The sequence below is a fragment of the Maribrevibacterium harenarium genome (assembly GCF_006385675.1).
GTDB lineage: Bacteria > Pseudomonadota > Gammaproteobacteria > Pseudomonadales > Marinomonadaceae > Marinomonas > Marinomonas harenarium.
In genome coordinates this window covers 17,679-34,293 of the sequence record NZ_VFRR01000007.1, presented here as the reverse complement: position 1 = coordinate 34,293, position 16,615 = coordinate 17,679, and the positions used below count along the sequence as shown (strand labels likewise).

General features: G+C 48.3%; 18 protein-coding genes. 8 read left to right on the top strand and 10 right to left on the bottom strand.

Going from position 1 to position 16,615, the window contains the following annotated elements:
* Nucleotides 1–169 precede the first annotated feature (169 nt).
* A complete protein-coding gene (locus tag FJM67_RS05510; protein WP_140587679.1) occupies nucleotides 170–2,035 on the top strand; it encodes a putative bifunctional diguanylate cyclase/phosphodiesterase in 1,866 nt (621 codons plus the stop codon).
* Nucleotides 2,036–2,125: 90 nt separating this feature from the next.
* On the opposite strand, the gene betA is transcribed toward FJM67_RS05510, so the two are convergent.
* The 4 genes from betA to FJM67_RS05490 all read right to left on the bottom strand — a co-directional run bounded on the left by betA (nucleotide 2,126) and on the right by FJM67_RS05490 (nucleotide 7,699).
* Nucleotides 2,126–3,790, bottom strand: coding sequence for a choline dehydrogenase (gene betA, locus FJM67_RS05505; protein WP_140587678.1), 1,665 nt, complete (start codon nucleotides 3,788–3,790; stop codon nucleotides 2,126–2,128).
* 10 nt (nucleotides 3,791–3,800) lie between these two features.
* On the bottom strand, nucleotides 3,801–5,258 hold the full coding sequence (gene betB, locus FJM67_RS05500; protein WP_140587677.1) for a betaine-aldehyde dehydrogenase: 1,458 nt from the start codon (nucleotides 5,256–5,258) through the stop codon (nucleotides 3,801–3,803).
* A gap of 244 nt (nucleotides 5,259–5,502) precedes the next feature.
* Nucleotides 5,503–5,808, bottom strand: coding sequence for an isoamylase early set domain-containing protein (locus FJM67_RS05495; protein WP_140587676.1), 306 nt, complete (start codon nucleotides 5,806–5,808; stop codon nucleotides 5,503–5,505).
* A gap of 178 nt (nucleotides 5,809–5,986) precedes the next feature.
* Entirely contained in the window at nucleotides 5,987–7,699 is a 1,713-nt protein-coding gene (locus FJM67_RS05490; protein ID WP_140587855.1) for a lysophospholipid acyltransferase family protein, read from the bottom strand.
* A 205-nt stretch (nucleotides 7,700–7,904) separates the two neighbouring features.
* Here FJM67_RS05490 and FJM67_RS05485 point away from each other — a divergent pair, with 205 nt between their 5' ends.
* Together FJM67_RS05485 and FJM67_RS05480 are read left to right on the top strand one after the other, a co-directional pair.
* Nucleotides 7,905–8,129, top strand: a complete 225-nt coding sequence (locus FJM67_RS05485; RefSeq protein WP_140587675.1) for a ParD-like family protein — start codon at nucleotides 7,905–7,907, stop codon at nucleotides 8,127–8,129.
* Complete coding sequence (locus FJM67_RS05480) at nucleotides 8,126–8,404, top strand: type II toxin-antitoxin system RelE/ParE family toxin (RefSeq protein ID WP_140587674.1); 279 nt, start codon at nucleotides 8,126–8,128, stop codon at nucleotides 8,402–8,404. The genes FJM67_RS05485 and FJM67_RS05480 overlap by 4 nt, the downstream gene beginning before the upstream one ends.
* 177 nt (nucleotides 8,405–8,581) lie before the next feature.
* On the opposite strand, the gene FJM67_RS05475 is transcribed toward FJM67_RS05480, so the two are convergent.
* The 6 genes from FJM67_RS05475 to FJM67_RS05450 form a co-directional block, all read right to left on the bottom strand.
* On the bottom strand, nucleotides 8,582–8,887 hold the full coding sequence (locus FJM67_RS05475) for a thiamine pyrophosphate-dependent enzyme (RefSeq protein WP_140587673.1): 306 nt from the start codon (nucleotides 8,885–8,887) through the stop codon (nucleotides 8,582–8,584).
* 92 nt (nucleotides 8,888–8,979) lie between these two features.
* A complete protein-coding gene (locus FJM67_RS05470; RefSeq protein ID WP_140587672.1) occupies nucleotides 8,980–10,014 on the bottom strand; it encodes a LacI family DNA-binding transcriptional regulator in 1,035 nt (344 codons plus the stop codon).
* A gap of 53 nt (nucleotides 10,015–10,067) precedes the next feature.
* Complete coding sequence (locus FJM67_RS05465; RefSeq protein WP_140587671.1) at nucleotides 10,068–10,253, bottom strand: hypothetical protein; 186 nt, start codon at nucleotides 10,251–10,253, stop codon at nucleotides 10,068–10,070.
* A gap of 100 nt (nucleotides 10,254–10,353) precedes the next feature.
* Nucleotides 10,354–10,536: a hypothetical protein gene (locus FJM67_RS05460; protein WP_140587670.1), complete on the bottom strand. Its 183-nt coding sequence runs from the start codon at nucleotides 10,534–10,536 to the stop codon at nucleotides 10,354–10,356.
* A gap of 77 nt (nucleotides 10,537–10,613) precedes the next feature.
* Nucleotides 10,614–11,318, bottom strand: a complete 705-nt coding sequence (locus FJM67_RS05455; protein WP_140587669.1) for a ChrR family anti-sigma-E factor — start codon at nucleotides 11,316–11,318, stop codon at nucleotides 10,614–10,616.
* Nucleotides 11,319–11,323: 5 nt separating this feature from the next.
* Nucleotides 11,324–11,899: a sigma-70 family RNA polymerase sigma factor gene (locus FJM67_RS05450; RefSeq protein WP_140587668.1), complete on the bottom strand. Its 576-nt coding sequence runs from the start codon at nucleotides 11,897–11,899 to the stop codon at nucleotides 11,324–11,326.
* A 163-nt stretch (nucleotides 11,900–12,062) separates the two neighbouring features.
* Here FJM67_RS05450 and FJM67_RS05445 point away from each other — a divergent pair, with 163 nt between their 5' ends.
* Genes FJM67_RS05445 through FJM67_RS05425 form a run of 5 tightly spaced genes read left to right on the top strand, consistent with a single transcriptional unit; the run spans nucleotide 12,063 to nucleotide 16,615 of the window.
* Nucleotides 12,063–12,509 carry a nuclear transport factor 2 family protein gene (locus FJM67_RS05445; RefSeq protein ID WP_140587667.1) on the top strand — a complete coding sequence of 149 codons (447 nt, stop codon included), beginning with the start codon at nucleotides 12,063–12,065 and terminating at the stop codon, nucleotides 12,507–12,509.
* A complete protein-coding gene (locus FJM67_RS05440) occupies nucleotides 12,509–13,270 on the top strand; it encodes an SDR family NAD(P)-dependent oxidoreductase (protein WP_140587666.1) in 762 nt (253 codons plus the stop codon). Before FJM67_RS05445 ends, FJM67_RS05440 begins: the two co-directional genes overlap by 1 nt.
* 33 nt (nucleotides 13,271–13,303) lie before the next feature.
* Nucleotides 13,304–14,557 carry an NAD(P)/FAD-dependent oxidoreductase gene (locus FJM67_RS05435; protein WP_140587665.1) on the top strand — a complete coding sequence of 418 codons (1,254 nt, stop codon included), beginning with the start codon at nucleotides 13,304–13,306 and terminating at the stop codon, nucleotides 14,555–14,557.
* Nucleotides 14,551–15,333, top strand: a complete 783-nt coding sequence (locus FJM67_RS05430) for a DUF1365 domain-containing protein (RefSeq protein ID WP_140587664.1) — start codon at nucleotides 14,551–14,553, stop codon at nucleotides 15,331–15,333. The genes FJM67_RS05435 and FJM67_RS05430 overlap by 7 nt, the downstream gene beginning before the upstream one ends.
* Before the next feature lie 19 nt (nucleotides 15,334–15,352).
* Nucleotides 15,353–16,615 (top strand): SAM-dependent methyltransferase, encoded by a 1,263-nt coding sequence (locus FJM67_RS05425; RefSeq protein ID WP_140587663.1) that lies wholly within the window; start codon nucleotides 15,353–15,355, stop codon nucleotides 16,613–16,615.

The following is a 16,615-nucleotide window of genomic DNA, read 5'->3' as shown; positions in this document are numbered from 1 at the left end:
GTTTTTGGTTGGAAAACGGGAAACGCATTATTTTCTGTTATCTTTGGGTCTCTTAAAAGTTACTTAATCTTAAGGAGAACTCTAGTTTTACATTGTGGTGGTTTTTCCAGTACAGTATCTGCCGCTCCAACATGGTTTTCGTCGTCTATAACAATAATAGTGGGCAGTCATGGACAAATTATTGCGCCTTGGGCAAAGTCGTACCCTCGGCATGCGTATTTTCTTTACCAGCTTTGCTGTCGCCACACTGGTTTCGGCGATCTATATTTTTCTGTATCTATCGACTTTGTATCGAGTGAATCTCGAGCATGACCAAGCTTTTTTGCAACAGCATTTTGATACGCTTCAAGTTGTTCTCGGACAAACAGACACTGGGGCTAAATCCATCGCGAATACCTATCTCCAGCAGGCAGCGCCAGAGATTATAGCGTTGCAAGTTGGCGATTATCTTTATTCTTCCAGCTTATCTGAAGTCCCGGCTAACTTCGATTGGAAACAGCTGTTCCAACCCCAAGCGGGGCAACTACTCCATCAGGTCAGTTACAACGGTCATCGTTACCAAGTGTTGATGCATCAGCCACAACATACCATGTTGTCGGTGGATGCCTTGTTAGTGGTGATTCCTGTCTCATTGTTGGTGCTCGCTTTGGTGGTCAGCTTGTCACTGTATTTGGCCCAGAAGATTCGCCAACGTAATGAAGAGCAGGAAAATTTCCTCTACCGGTTAGCTACCCAAGATGGGCTGACCGGCGTGTTAAATCGCTTTGCCATCACTGAGCGAGTAAGAGAAGACATAACGTTTTGGCAATCTTCAAACAGCACGGAAGAGGGAGCCCTGTTTCTTATTGATATCGATAACTTCAAAGAAGTGAATGACACCTACGGCCACACCGTCGGTGACTTGATGCTGCGTGAAGTGAGTGGCTTAATTTGCACTCAGCTCCCCGATGGCGCGACCGTTGGGCGACTCGGTGGTGACGAATTTTTAGTGTGGATTAGCGGCGATCAGATTGATAGCTTGGCGAAGCAATTGGCCCGTCGTTTGGTGGCCTGTGCCAAAACCGTAATCACCTTAGCGGATCATTCCGCCTATGCGAGCATCAGTGTTGGGGTAGCACTTTACCCGGCCCATGCAAAAGATAAAGATACGTTACTCCTGCAAGCGGATCAGGCCATGCGCGCTGCCAAAGTCGCTCGTAATGGTTGGGAAATGGCAAGCGCAACACTGGACGGCCCCATGCAACAGCGGGCAGCGTTACGGGCGGAATTTTCCCAAGCACTGCAAAAGCAGCAAATACAGCTCTATTATCAGCCACAATTAGATTTAAACACTCAGCGTATTATCGGTGCCGAAGTGCTAATTCGCTGGCACCACCCGGAACGGGGGATTTTATACCCCAACACCTTTATCGATATGGTGGAGCAGAGCGAGATGGTATCTCAGCTGGCACGCTATGTACTGCGTGAAGGGATTATTCAGCTTGCCAAGTGGAACCGCATTAATCTCCATATGCGTTTGTCCATCAACTTATCTCCCAGTAACTTTGTAGATCAGGATTTGGCCGCTTATATCCAGCGTTATCTGCGGGCTTATCAAGTGCGGCCTCAAGATTTGACCTTGGAGATTACCGAAAACCTCACCCATGTACAGACGGATAAGATTGCCGCGGCGATGGTGAACTTTAAGCAAATGGGGTTGCGTTTGTCCCTCGATGACTTCGGCACGGGCATGAGTTCGTTGTCTTATATCGCCAAATTAGCGGTCGATGAGATCAAGATTGACCGTTCCTTTGTGTCTAAGGCGCATGAAGATCCAACCTGTAAGGCGGTAGTTGAGATGGCGCTACGCTTATGTCGTACCGTCAATGCTGAGCCCATCGCGGAAGGGATTGAAACGCAGATGCAGGAACGTTTATTGAAAGCCATGGGCGCGAGTATTGGTCAAGGTTTCTTGTATAGTAAGGCGGTCACTGCACCGGCGTTTGAAACCCTTTGGAATGAATACAACTCGCCACCCCGTCAGTTTGGTAGCTAGCTAAATGACACTTCTGGAACAGAAAAAAACACCATCAAGTGTAAAGCAATTCTTGATGGTGTTAGGGTGGAGATCTTTATTACTGATTGGTTAGCGTTGCTGGTGGCGGTAGTTAGGGTGAATCCACACGGGCACATTCGCTGCTGGTAGTAAGGCCTTGCGTAGAATCATATCCGCCGCGCGCTCTGCCACCATGATGGTCGGAGCGTTTAGATTGCCATTGGTGATGGTTGGGAAAATGGACGAGTCCACGACGCGTAAACCTTGTACGCCGCGTACCTGACACTCTTCATCAAGCACTGCCATTGGGTCGTCATCGGCCCCCATCTTACAGCTACAAGATGGGTGATAAGCACTTTCCACATTTTCCCGCACCCAACGATCGATTTCTTCGTCCGACTGTACCGATGCCCCCGGTTGAATCTCTTCTCCACGGAATGGGGTCAATGCCGGTTGCTGTAAAATCTCTCGGGTGAGGCGAATGGTATCGCGCCAATCCTGTACGTCTTGCTCAGTAGACAAGTAGTTAAACAAGATGCGTGGCTTGGCATGAGGATCACTGGACTCGATCCAAACTTTACCGCGGCTTTCGGGTTTATTGGGGCCAACGTGTACCTGAAAACCATGACCATCCACCGCAGCTTGACCATCGTAGCGCATGGCAGCAGGTAAAAAGTGGTATTGAATATTGGGCCACTTGAGTCCAGCACGGGAACGTATAAAGCCACAAGATTCAAAGTGGTTAGTAGCACCAAGACCATCTTTAAATAGAATCCAGCGCGTACCGATCAAGCCTTTGCTAATCAAACCAAGCTTGCTGTTGAGTGTCACCGGCTGTTTACACCAGTATTGGAAGTATACTTCCAAGTGATCCTGCAGATTTTCACCCACCCCTGGAAGTTCTTGCTTCACCTCTACACCGGCTTTTTCTAACACTTCTCGAGGTCCAATGCCGGAAAGTTGTAACAGAACTGGTGAGCCAATTGAGCCAGCACTCAAGATCACTTCTTTGTTGGCGTGAGCAACACAGATATCACCATTGTGCTCATACTCTAAACCCACGGCACGTTGATCTTGCAAAATCACTTTGCGGCTGTGAACACGGGTTCGCAAAGTGAGGTTGCTACGTTTTAGGGCGCGTTTCAAATACACATTCGATGTTGACGCACGTACCCCGTTTTTGACCGTCATGTGCATGGGGCCAAAGCCTTCTTGACGGTAACCGTTGTAGTCGTCCGTCTTGCCGTAGCCTGCCTGTTCCCCCGCATCAATAAAGGCCTGATATAGGGGGTTTAAGCGCATGTCGTTGCCGTTATTGGTAGCGAGGGGGCCGTCTCCACCACGGTAATCATCGGCGCCGCCTGACCAACTTTCTGCTCGTTTAAAGTAGGGCACACAGTTTTGGTAATTCCAGCCTTTGGCGCCTTGTTCTTCCCATTCGTCGAAATCACAGGCGTGACCGCGTACATAGACCATACCGTTAATGGAGGAAGAACCACCGAGCACTTTACCCCGCGGACAGTGCATCTCCCGGCCATCAAGGCCTCCTTCCTTATCCGTATGGAATTGCCAAGCGTACTTTTCCGTGTTCATAGGGTAGGATAAGGCCGTCGGCATTTGGATGAAAATACTGCTATCGGAACCGCCTTTTTCCACCAGTAATACTGTGTGTTCACCACTTTCGGTAAGGCGATCTGCCAACACACAGCCAGCTGAGCCAGCTCCCACAATAATGTAATCGTAATGCTCTTGCATGACTCGCTCCTTAGTATGGACTTGGGATATCCACTAATGACACAAAGGTACTTTTCACCTGAGTGTATTGGCGCAAGGTTTCAATGCCGTTTTCACGGCCTAAACCGGATTCTTTGTAACCACCGACTGGCATTTCCGCTGGGGAGTTGCCCCATGCATTGATCCAGCAAATACCAGCCTCTAAGCGTTTGATAACACGGTGAGCACGGCTGATATCTTTGGTAAATACACCCGCCGCTAGGCCGTAGTGGGTGTCATTGGCGCGGGTGATGACTTCGTCTTCATCCTTAAAACTGAGTACCGACATCACTGGGCCAAAGATTTCTTCTCTCACTTGGGGCATATCATCGGTGCAATTAATGAACACGGTAGGGCGTACAAAAGCGCCATTTTCACAGCCATTTTCCGTGTAACGTTCACCGCCGGTTAATAAGGTGGCGCCAGCAGCTTTCGCCGCGTCGATGTAGCCCAATACTTTTTCCATATGGCCTTTGGAAATCAAGGCGCCCATTTGGGTGTCTAGTTGTGTCGGGTCACCGATCTTTATGGCTTCGGTGCGTGTTTTCAGCTCGGCACAGAAGGCTTCCAGCATATCTTCATGAACAAACACGCGAGTGCCATTGGTACAAACTTCCCCTTGGGTATAAAAGTTGGCCAACATAGCCCCGGAGACGGCTTGGTCTACTGGCATATCAGGGAAAATGATAAGAGGGGATTTGCCCCCCAGTTCCATAGTGACCTCTTTCAAAGTCGAAGCAGACGCGGCCATCACTTTTTTGCCGGTTCCGACTTCCCCAGTGAAACTCACTTTGGCGATGTCTGGATGGGCGGTAAGCATCTGACCAACACGGCCATCACCCTGTACCACGTTAAAAACGCCATCCGGCAGACCGGCTTCGGTGAAGATTTCTGCGAGCTTGAGTGCGGTGAGTGGCGTTTCCTCTGAGGGTTTGAAAATCATCGCATTGCCCGCCGCTAAGGCTGGGCCAGATTTCCAACAAGCAATCTGGATAGGGTAGTTCCAAGCGCCGATACCGGCGCAGACGCCAAGTGGCTCCCGACGGCTGTAGAAAAAGTTGTCTGCACTTAAGTCTTGGAAGTCGCCTTGAATCTTGTCCGCCAGACCTGCGTAATACTCGATCACGTCTGCACCAGTTTGAATATCGACACAGTTCGCTTCCTGTAGTGGCTTGCCGGTATCCAACACTTCCAGCATGGCTAATTCGTCATTGCGCTCCCGCAGTAGATCCGCAGCCCGTTTGAGGATGCGACCACGCTCCACGCCAGACATGGCCGCCCAGACTTTTTGTCCAGCTTTCGCGCTGGCAACGGCTTGTTCGACTTCGCTGACTCCTGCCATTTCGATCGTGGCCAGTAATTCGCCAGTGGCAGGGTTGATAGTGTCGAAGGTCTCATTGCTAGTCGATGCTAGGTAGCGGCCATGAATATATTGCTGATGTACGGGCATAACTCACCTCATGTAGTCAGTAGAAGTCGGTACGCTTTTTATTAAATGAGCGTTTAATAAAAACTATTCTGACAGGGAGTAACCATTTTTCCAAGGGGCGTTGCAGAAAAAATAAACATCTACATGGAAAATTGGATAAGAAGATGTCGTTATTAGTCTATTGTGGGTGGCGCTATACAGCCACAAGAAAGCCTCCGTTGAGATATCAACGGAGGTAGCGCAGCAACGTGAGTGACGTACTCAGTTAGAGACGAATGACGCTGTTTTGGTCGTGACTGACTGGGCTTACTACGTAGTCATCCGCTTGATCATCGTTTAGCCAAGTTTCACCATCCAGTACATAGCGAAATTGAAATTCACTATCTTTCGGTAGATTGATGGTAGAGGCAAACACACCGGATTTTTGTTTGCGCATCGGGTTAGCCGCCGCGTCCCAATCGTTAAAGTCACCTACTAGGGCCACTTGTTTGGCATTGTCTACCAACTCGGCGGGTAGGGAAAATTTCACTTTACACTCAGGTTTGGTTTTCAAATAGGTCTTTTCGATCATCGTCAACTCCACTTTCCTTCAAGGAATAACGGGAAAATCCACAAATACTTGGATAAACAAAGCAAATCCCACGCCAAGGGAATGAAACTGGGGAAAACTAGCCGTGTTTTCCCCAGTAATGTTCACTTTAGACGCGCATCCTTGCCATGTTAGCTTACTGTGGACAGTTTTTGTGCATTTATTGGCCGAGATAGCGCTTACGTTTGTTGTCTGTCAGTTTTGCTAAATCCACCAGTACCAGACCATCAACACAATAGCCAAAATCCACATCGATACCAAAGTCCAAGAAGCGTACCCCGCCTTCTTCGCATACTTCGCTGTACTGCTTGTAAAGTGTCGGCACCGATGCACCCAAATTACTGAGCTGTTCTTTCAATATACGAAAGTCTTCTTCGTAATTCTCGCCGGAGAAAAACTGGCTCATTAGGCTCTGGTGCTCCGCCTGTATGTGGTAAGGGGTAAAGGAACGCGCTAAGTGCTCTGGGTCGGCAAAATAGGTTCGGTAAAAGTGTACGATCATATCTTTGGCTAAGGTGGGGTAGTTGCCACTGAGACTTACAGGGCCAAACATGTAACGTACTTCAGGGTGTTTCAGTAAGTAGGCACCGATGCCATACCACAAGTAGTCTAGGCTGCGTTTACCCCAGTACTTGGGCTGGACGAAACTGCGCCCGAGCTCAATCCCTTGTTCAAAGTAAGGCTCCATATCACAGCTATAGCGGAATAGCTCAGCGCTATAAATTGGCTGATTGGATTTTTCTTTGTAATAGCGTGCCACTTCACCAATACGGTAAGCACCGACAACTTCTAGTTCTTCTTCGTCCCACAATACCAAATGGCGGTAGTAGCGATCATAGTTATCCAGATCCCGGTGCTCGCCAGTACCTTCCCCTACCTTACGGAAGGCGATTTCGCGTAAGCGGCCAATTTCCTGCATCAGTACCGAGTCTTGCACGTAATCTGCTAAGTAAATCTGCTTGTTGTCCTTCGTCGTGCCGAGGTGCTCCGCCTGCTTGAGTTCAGCTTTAAGACGCTGCCTATCTTGTGGATGGGAGATGGTTTTCTCTGTTTTTAACAGTGGCTTTTTGCCTTTGGCAATCCGGTATAAATGGCGTTTAACCAGCTTATTCTTTTCTTTATCGCTCAACGGCAGTTTGGCAATTTCTTGAATCGGGATAGCTTGTCCTACCTGCATCGGAATGCGACGGTTGCGCTGGCGGAACATTTCGTTAGCTAGTTGAAGGGACGACAGTGGACGGTATACCCAAGAGCTGGTGTAAAACAACATAGAGTTACGGCCACCAATGTGAATCGGTAGCAGTGGACTATTGGTTTTCTGAGCGATCTTTAAATAGCTTGAGTTCCACTTTAAATCTTTTACACCGCTTGGTGACAGGCGCGATACTTCCCCCGCTGGGAAAATAATCACGGCCTGCTCTTGATGTAGTGCATCCATGATGGCCTTGAGCTGCTTACGGCCGGTTTTGCCGCCGATATTATCCACCGGTAGCACTAAATTTTTGAGGGCATCAAACCCTAGCAAAAGATCATTAGCGACGATCTTCACATCAGAGCGGATTTCACTAATTAAGCGTAGAATCGCTAACCCATCCAATGCTCCAAGAGGGTGATTGGCGATAATCAACACTCGCCCAGAGGCGGGAATATTGCGCCGGTCAACTTGACTAACCTGATAGCCGAAATTGAAATGATCGAGCACCCGATCAATAAACTCCACGCCCACAGAATCGCCATGCTGCGCTAAGAACTGATTCACTTCACCTTCATGGAATAAGCGTTTCAGCACACTCACTGTTGGGCGAGTGATAAGAGGACTTTTCTGAAAAAACTGCGGGGATTTATCCGCGATAATCTGTTCGACTTGCAGCACGATACGGCTCCGAATGACACTCAAAATTGTTCATTTCGTAGCCTATGGTGTGAGTGTGACGCTGCTGTGACGGTTTGATAACGGGCAGATGACAGGGCTGGGCTTTTGAAATGGATAGGAATTTAAATAGATAGACGGGGCGACGGTTTACTTTCATTCTAAAAGTCGATTTACTACAATTGTGGTAAGTTGTTGGAGGTAGAGTATGAGTGTATCTGTAAGGTTAGACGATGAACTGGTGAATCAAGCGAGAGCAGCCGCAAAAGCTGAATTTCGTACTGTCCAAGGCCAGCTTGAATTTTGGGCTAAGGTAGGTCGAGCTGCGTTGGATAATCCCGATTTACCGGCGGATTTTATTGCTGAATCGCTTATGTCGATGTCAGAGCCGAAAGAAGACGCAATACCGTTTACCCTTGGTTCAAAACAGTGAGTTGGCAAGTTCTTCAAACACGGCGATTTGCCCGAGTTTATAAAAAGCTCAAACCGAATGTCATTGTCGATGTGAACGCAGCAGTGGCTGAAATCTGTGTATCCCCCGAGCTAGGTGAATTGAAAAAGGGGGACCTTGCCTCTTTACGAGTTTACAAGTTCCACAGTGCAGGCCAATTGTATTTGCTTGGTTACACCATCGAGGAAGTGCCGCGTCTAATTTATCTTGAAGCGATTGGGTCTCATGAAAACTTTTATCGGGACATCAAGCGCTAAGGTAGATGTCATTTAGTTTAGCAAAAAAAAAAGCCCTCCGGGGGGAGGGCAAACAATGTCGCTAGCCAGCGAGAGTTACCTGACAGACTACCAGTAGCGACGGAGCATCTCGGTCAGAGAAACATGGTTTAATATTTAGAGATAGAGGAGACCTTGTGCTATCTCTAAATCTGTTAATTAAAGATTTTTAAACTGGCGAGCCTTATGTGACTCGTAGTTTTTTCTCGCGATACGAACCTCTTCCCGTTCTGACACTTCTGGGACTGCAACATCCCACCAAGCTCCGCCTGGTGCAGTGACTGCTGGATCAGTATCAATCGAAACTATGTAAGTAACATCGGATTCCCTAGCTCTAATTAAGGCAGCCTCTAGTTCTTGAATAGTTTTAACGGTTTCACCACGCGCGCCCATAGCTTTGGCGTGGGCCGTAAAATCAATTTTGGGTGCTGGTTTACCTTCTAGCGTTAGGCAATCTTCCAACATATTGTTGAAGCCAGCACCGCCACACGCTTGCGTTTGCAGACGGTGAACATAAAAAAGGCGATCTTGTGATCGCCTTTTTTTACGAGGTTTGCCTACAGCCCTTCTGCTACGTAAATTTCAGCAGGTAACCGAATATGGGTAAGTGAACTAGAACGTTTACTATCAAAGGCTTTCGCAAAGGTCTCTGCCAATTCGGAAGCTATTTTTTGTATTGGTGTTGCTAAAACTAGGTCTACTGTGCCATCTATTAGCGCTTTTCTAGTTTTCGTGGTGAGTTCATTGCAAATTAATACGATATCTTTGTGCCGCCCCGTTTCCTTTAATGCATCAATGATTCCATCTACTCCTCCCCCTGCGCTGTAAATTGCGACTAGATCGGGGTAATCATGAAGAAGCTCTAGGGTAGCTTGTTTTGCCAAGGCTACATCATCCAAATTTGTGCGGGCGTCTAGAATCTCAAACTGATGCTTGAAATCGCGGAAATAGCTTATGAAACTGATTTCAGCAATCTCTTGATTCAAGTATCGGTGGCTACCTAGCATGATACCGATTTTGCCCGACCGCCCCGCTGTCAGTCTATTGATCGCCCATGCTCCTGTTCTCCCTACTTTTCGTCCATCAAGTCCAATGTGACTCGTTATTTTGGCAGAGGAAAGAGGGGAAAGCAGTGAAATCACCGGTACTTTGTTGCTAAGTAAAGCTTCTACTTCTTGATTAATGAGTAAATCATCTAGCGCAACTAAAGCCACACCATCGGCTTGTTTTCCGGCTCGGTTAAGACAATCAACAATGTGATTGGGGGAAACTTCTTCCATAAAGACAATAGAGGTTTCAAACTGAAAGTTCGTTTGTCGGGAGCACGCTAATTCAATAGTTTCCCCAAGAGCACGGTAGAATTCATCATTGCTACGTTGCAATAGAACCGTGATGTGTTTAACGGGTTGTGCCTCTTGTACGCGTTTACGTAGTAATCCGGCAGCATGGTAGCCAATGTCTTCAGCGGCAATAAGAACTCGCTGAGCAGTGGCTTCGCGAACTTTTGAGCGGCGGTTAAGCACCCGATCAACTGTGGCGGTGCTGACACCTGCCGCTGCGGCGAGATCGTGAATGGTTGGGCGGCGTGACATGGTTTGATTCAATCCAATCGTTTGTTGTTATTATGAACTGCGTACCAAGGAAATTAGGCGTCATGGTCAAATTTGTAGAAGAAATTCCACAAGCAATACAGGGTAAAACCTGTTGCAAGTACGGCCCAAAGTGGCTGAGCGGAACTCCACTCTAGAATAGCCCAGCCGCCACATAGGGCAGTGGCTAATACACGGCGCCACATGGGGCGAAAAAATTCTTTATCTTTTTCAGACAACACAGGGTATTCCTCGCAATTGGAAACAGGCAATACTATACCAGCCTACCCAATGGCTCGCGACGATTTACTTGCTATCTAGAATTGTAAAGTAGAGTGGAGACTACGCCTTCGGCTTAGAGTTACCAAGGGTAATATGGCGTGATCCAGAGGTGTGGCTGACGCCGCTGACACCTTGAGCGACTTGTTCAATCTGACCGCCGCGGGCAAGGAACTCTTCCATTTGTCTGGCGATGGTTTCTGAGGTTTCGGTTGAATTGGTATCGGCTGCTTTTTTCTTCGCCATGGGGTAGCTCCTGCCTAGTATAATTAGTAAGAACTCTAATTATACCAGAACAGGGAACCGATTACCCGTTATAAAAGTTAGCGTAGATTTCCGCTGGGGTGGTACTTGCGCATGATGGGGTTCAGCATCCGGGAGAACCAGCCGGTAAACTCAATTGGGCCATCTAGTACTGTTAGGCAAATGCATTCAGCATCTTCGGTAACCATTGGGCGGTGTTTATCGTCGCAAGAACGAGATAAGAAATCTCCCTTGCGGTAGACCCCGTCTTCGTCCGAAAAAGCCCCCTCCAATACAAGCGTGAGCTCGTCCCCGGTGTGGGTATGCAAGGGCATGCTTGCCCCTGCTTTGATTCGTGTCAGCGCCACTTGCGCCCCTTCCGTTTCTTGGCACAGGGTAGCTAATTTGAATGAAGGGGACAGGCGCATCCAGCTCAGGCTGTCATAGTCTTCCGGTATGTACTGGCGTAAGCTACGTGGAACTTGGTAACGGGCGAAATCCGACGACTTCACACTAGCCACTTGAATGTCGGTAGCGGTGGCTTCGCTGGTTGCTTTCCCGAGACGCTCAAACAAGCTTGCCTTGAGGCTATCAAGCCCTTTGCGCGAAGGCTCATCTGGTGGAGTTTCAAACATTAGCCCACCAAGTTGGCTTAGCTTGCGCACGTGGGCGCGGCAGTGTTCGCACTGGTCTAAGTGAGTGGAAACGCACAGGGCGTGAGGCAAAGACAAAGCCCCAGAAGCGTATTCCACGAGCATGTCGACACTTGGATGGTAGTTTAGCATTTCCGCTACCTCTTGATATAAACCGTCAATTTATGCAAAGCCAATCGTACCCGTGATTTGATCGTGCCAAGAGGAAGGTCTAATTCCTCCGACGCTTCTTTATGGGTCTTGCCTTCTAGATACACCTTAGAAAGCACTTGACGCTGATCGACGGGAAGCTTGCTTAATCCTTCGCGAATGATGTCCTGATCTCTTTTACGTTGGGCATCGGCAAATGGGTCAGCGTTCTCGTCAACAAGTTCACTCCAAAAAAATTCCGGGTCAATATCGGTTTGGAAACGGCCATTTTTACGCATGTAATCAATACGCGCATTTCTGGCGATGGTGAATATCCAAGTCGTCAAAGAAGCGGACTCTGGTTTGTAGGTATGTGCCTTGTTCCAGATGCGAATCATCACTTCTTGGGTAATGTCATCAGCCATTAAATTTGCGCCCGGCTGGGCCGCCAAACAAAATGCACGCACACGCGGAGCGTAGTGATCGAACAGGCGCGCCAGTGCCTGCTGGTCCCGGTGTTGTGCCACAGCATTCATGTCGTTTAGCAGGGATTCGTCTGCCGGTTTTTCTTGTACCCTTTCCATTATCTGCTCCAAGCCGTTGCCAAAGATTGTCTAAGGGTGTGGTGGGGTAGCCCCGCATTAGCAGTATACGCCAGTTGGATTGAGCTGGATCACTGATCTGAAAACTTTTCTGTTGCGTATAGTCAAATACGAGAGAACTTGGCGAGCCATGGAGAAAATAGCTATGTCAGATCGCCCTACAAAACAACAGCTTGAATTAATCGAGCGTTTTAAAAACTTCTACAAAGATGTACGCAAACCGGCGCTTGATAGCATCGGTGACATTTACGCCTCCGACGTGCGTTTTAAAGATCCGGTTCATGAGATTACCGGCATGGCGGAATTGCATGCTTATTTGGCAGACATTTCTGCCAATGTAGAAAGCGGTCGCTTTGAATTTTTAGACCAAATGGTAAGTGCGGATACGGCCTACATAAAGTGGAATATGTACTTCCGTCACCCCAAACTAGGCAATAAAACCCATGTGGTGCGGGGCATGTCTCAGGTGCAGTTTAACGATCGTATTACTTACCACGAGGATGTGTACGATATGGGGCAGATGCTTTATGAACACATCCCATTCCTTGGTCGTATCGTACGCGGACTGAAAAATAGATTGGCGGTGCAATAATGACGCAAGAGACTCAACCACAACAATGGGTATGGATTACTGGGGCAAGTTCCGGCATCGGCTTGTCGCTGGTCAAACGCCACCTTGCGGATGGCTGGCACGTTATAGCTAGTGCGCGCTCAGCCGGAGAGTTAGAGACCCTGTTAGACAGCGTACCACATTTGCATTTCATCCCCCTTGATGTGACCGACAAAGGTCAGTTGAGTCGTTGTCAGCAAGCCATCAGTGATCTTACTCCTTACTTAGACAGAGTGATTCTGAACGCGGGTAATTGTGAATATCTAGATATTGAAAAGCCTGACTGGTCATTGCACGAGCGTATCAACGCAGTGAATTACTTGGGTATGGTCAATTGCGTCGAAGTCTGTTTGCCTTTACTAAAAATATCCCCTAGAGGGCATTTAGTGGGGATCGGATCACAAGCGGTGCAGGCACCGTTCCCCCGCGCAGAGGGCTATGGGGCGAGTAAGGCCGCGGTGCGCTATTTTCTCTCTGCTTTGCGCATGGATGTTGCCCAATATGGTATTGATGTCACCTGTGTACTGCCGGGTTTTGTTGATACACCATTGACCCAGAAAAACGATTTTTCTATGCCTTTTATTATGTCTGCGGAGCAAGCCTCTGAACGTATTTATCGCGCACTGGAAAAACGGCCCTTTGAGTACGCCTTTCCTAAACGTTTGTCCATGGTACTGACCTTGGCCAGGTGTTTGCCAAAATTATGGTTGCGCCTTAATGCGACTAAGCCAATTAACGACTAGAGTTAACCCAACCCCATAAAGGAGTAGGAAGCAGTGAAGATCGCCATTATCGGAACCGGCATATCAGGACTAACCGCCGCATATTTATTGCAGCGTAAACATGAAATTTGTGTATTTGAATCGGCTGAGCGCCTCGGCGGACACACCGCCACCAAGGAAGTCCAAGAAGGGGCAAAGCGCCGCTTTATCGACACCGGCTTTATCGTTTACAACGATTGGACTTACCCGAATTTCATTCGTCTAATGAATGAGCTAAAAATCGACTCCTTACCAACCGAGATGAGCTTCAGCGTCAGCTGTGAGCAAACCGGCTTGGAGTACGGTGGCAACAACCTTAACTCACTGTTCGCCCAGCGTAAGAACCTGTTTAATATTCCTTATCTAAAGATGTTGAAGGATATCCTGTCCTTCAACAAAGAAGCGATTGCAGATTTAGAGAGCGGTCGTTTGGACGAAGCCACCACGTTAGGCCAGTATCTGAAGCAAAAAGGTTATGGTCGCATGTTTGCCAGCCACTATTTGATCCCAATGGGCAGCGCCATTTGGTCGTCAACCTTGGATGAAATGCTGGATTTTCCGTTGATCTTCTTTGTGCGTTTTTTCAAAAATCACGGTTTACTCAGTGTCAATGATCGCCCCCAGTGGCGGGTTATTAAGGGAGGATCTGCCGCCTACATCACGCCTCTGACGGCGGGTTTCCACAGTAAGATACGCACTAATAGCAAAATCACGTCAGTTGAGCGTTTTGATGACCATGTGATACTGCATTTTGATGGGCAACCGAGCGAGTCTTTTGACCAGGTTGTGTTTGCCTGCCACAGTGACGAGGCATTGGCACTGCTAAGCGAACCTACCGCCAAGGAACAGGAGATCCTTGGGGCGATTCCATATCGTAATAACGATGTGATTCTGCACACGGATACCAAACTAATGCCCAAAGCCAAGTTAGCTTGGTCGAGCTGGAACTATCATTTGGGCAAAGACAGCACCAAACCGGCGACCTTGAGCTACAACATGAATATCCTGCAACGCTTTGACGATACGGATAAGACCTACGTGGTTACCCTAAACCGAGAAGACCTGATTGACCCGAAAAAAATCATTGGTCGTTATCAATATGCCCACCCGACGTTCACCTTGGAAGGCATCAAAGCCCAAGAGCGTTGGCACGAGATTAATGGGGTAGCGAATACCTGGTTCTGTGGCGCTTATTGGCGTAACGGTTTCCATGAAGATGGTTGTTGGAGTGGGGTGCGCGTAGCAAGTGGCTTAGGAGTAGAATGGTAGTGACATCCAATCCGCTTAACAGCGCCATTTATACTGGCACGGTGCGCCATCGCCGTTACCAGCCCCGCACCCATGAGTTCAGTTATCAAGTTTCCATGTTGTATTGGGATTTGGATGAAGTGGATCAGGTGTTGGCTAAGAGTCCGCTTTGGTCTAAGCGACGTGGCTTCCCGGCCCGATTCGTGCGTGCTGATTATTTTGGTGACCCGAATCTACCGTTAAAAAAAGCCGTGCTCAACCGAGTGAACAGTGAGCTGGGCACGCAACTATCCGGCCCGGTACGCTTACTCACCAATCCCCGTTATTTCGGTTACATCATTAACCCCATTTCGATCTATTACTGCTTTGATGACCAAGAACAGTTGCAAGCCATGCTACTGGAAGTGACCAATACTCCTTGGTCAGAACGCATTGCTTATGTTTTCCCTTGTGATCCAACTCAGTCTACTCAGCGTACCAGTATCAACAAGTCGATGCATGTGTCGCCTTTTAACCCGATGCACCATTTATATGACTGGCGCAGCTCCGTTCCGGGGGAAAAGTTGGCCGTGCATATGATTAATCGATTGCAGTCGGATCCATCTAGCTGCGTGTTTGACGCTACTTTGACTCTAAAACGGGAAACGATCACCGGGGGCAGTTTAACGACGTTACTTGCCCGCTACCCGTGGATGACCGCCAAAGTAGCTTGGGGTATTTATTGGCAAGCACTTAAACTCTTTTTGAAGCGCGTGCCAATTTACGATCACCCGAAACACCACAGCACCGATCCTTAACTTTGAAAAGGAAAGGAACATGAGTTCAGCGAGTATTGCCAACCAAAAGCAGATTAAAAGCAGAAAAACCTGGTTCGACGGGGTGGCAAAAAAAGCCGTTCACACGCTCTTACGTCGATTAACGATAGGTCATTTAGTGGTAGAGGATGGTGATCAGCGCCATGAGTTTGGTCAATCCCCCGATCTGACACCCTATCATGCTCATATCGTAATACACGACCAAGGTGCCTACCGAGACGTTTTTAACAACGCCAGTATTGGTGCCGGTGAAGCCTACATGAGAGGGTGGTGGAGCACACCTGACTTGGTGGCTGTTATCCGCTTGATGGTAGCCAATTTAAACGTGATCAACGAAGCAGACAGCGCCCGTCCTATTTGGTCACGTATGGCGACCTATCTATTCCATAAATTTAATGCTAACAGCCGTTCTGGCTCTAAGAAAAATATCTCTGCTCACTACGATTTGGGTAATGATTTCTTCCGCTTGTTTCTTGATCCGACCATGATGTACTCAGCGGCGATCTATCAAACCCAACGAACCAGTTTGGAAGAAGCGGCAGTACATAAGTTGGATCATATCTGTCAGAAGCTAGAACTGAAACCAACTGATCACTTGGTAGAAATCGGTACTGGCTGGGGCGGCATGGCGATTCATGCCGCCAAGAATTACGGCTGCAAAGTCACTACCACGACGATTTCCCAGGAACAGTATGAATACGCCAAGCAGCGGGTCGCGGACGAGGGCTTATCGGACAAAATCACCCTGTTGTTAAAAGATTACCGGGAAATGGAAGGACAGTACGACAAGCTGGTTTCCATCGAAATGATCGAAGCAGTGGGGCACGAATTTTACGACAGCTATTTCAGTAAGTGCTCGTCCTTATTGAAACCGAGCGGCTTGATGGTCATTCAAGCGATTACCATTGCGGATCAACGTTATGACTACGCCAAAAACTCCGTAGATTTTATTCAACGTTATATTTTCCCCGGTGGCTGTTTGCCTTCCGTTCAAGTGATATCCGACCGCTTAGCCCGCAAAACCGATATGCAAATGGTCGCCCTAGAGGATATCACTGAGCACTATGCTATGACCTTAGCCGACTGGCGTCAGCGCTTCCACGAACAGCGTCACCGTGTCACCGATATGGGGTTTGACGACGTGTTCTGCCGCATGTGGGATTTTTACCTAGCCTACTGCGAAGGGGGCTTTAAAGAACGCGCCATCAGTACCGTACAAACGGTATTTGCTAAACCGGGTTACCGCTTTACTGTGCCTGAGTAA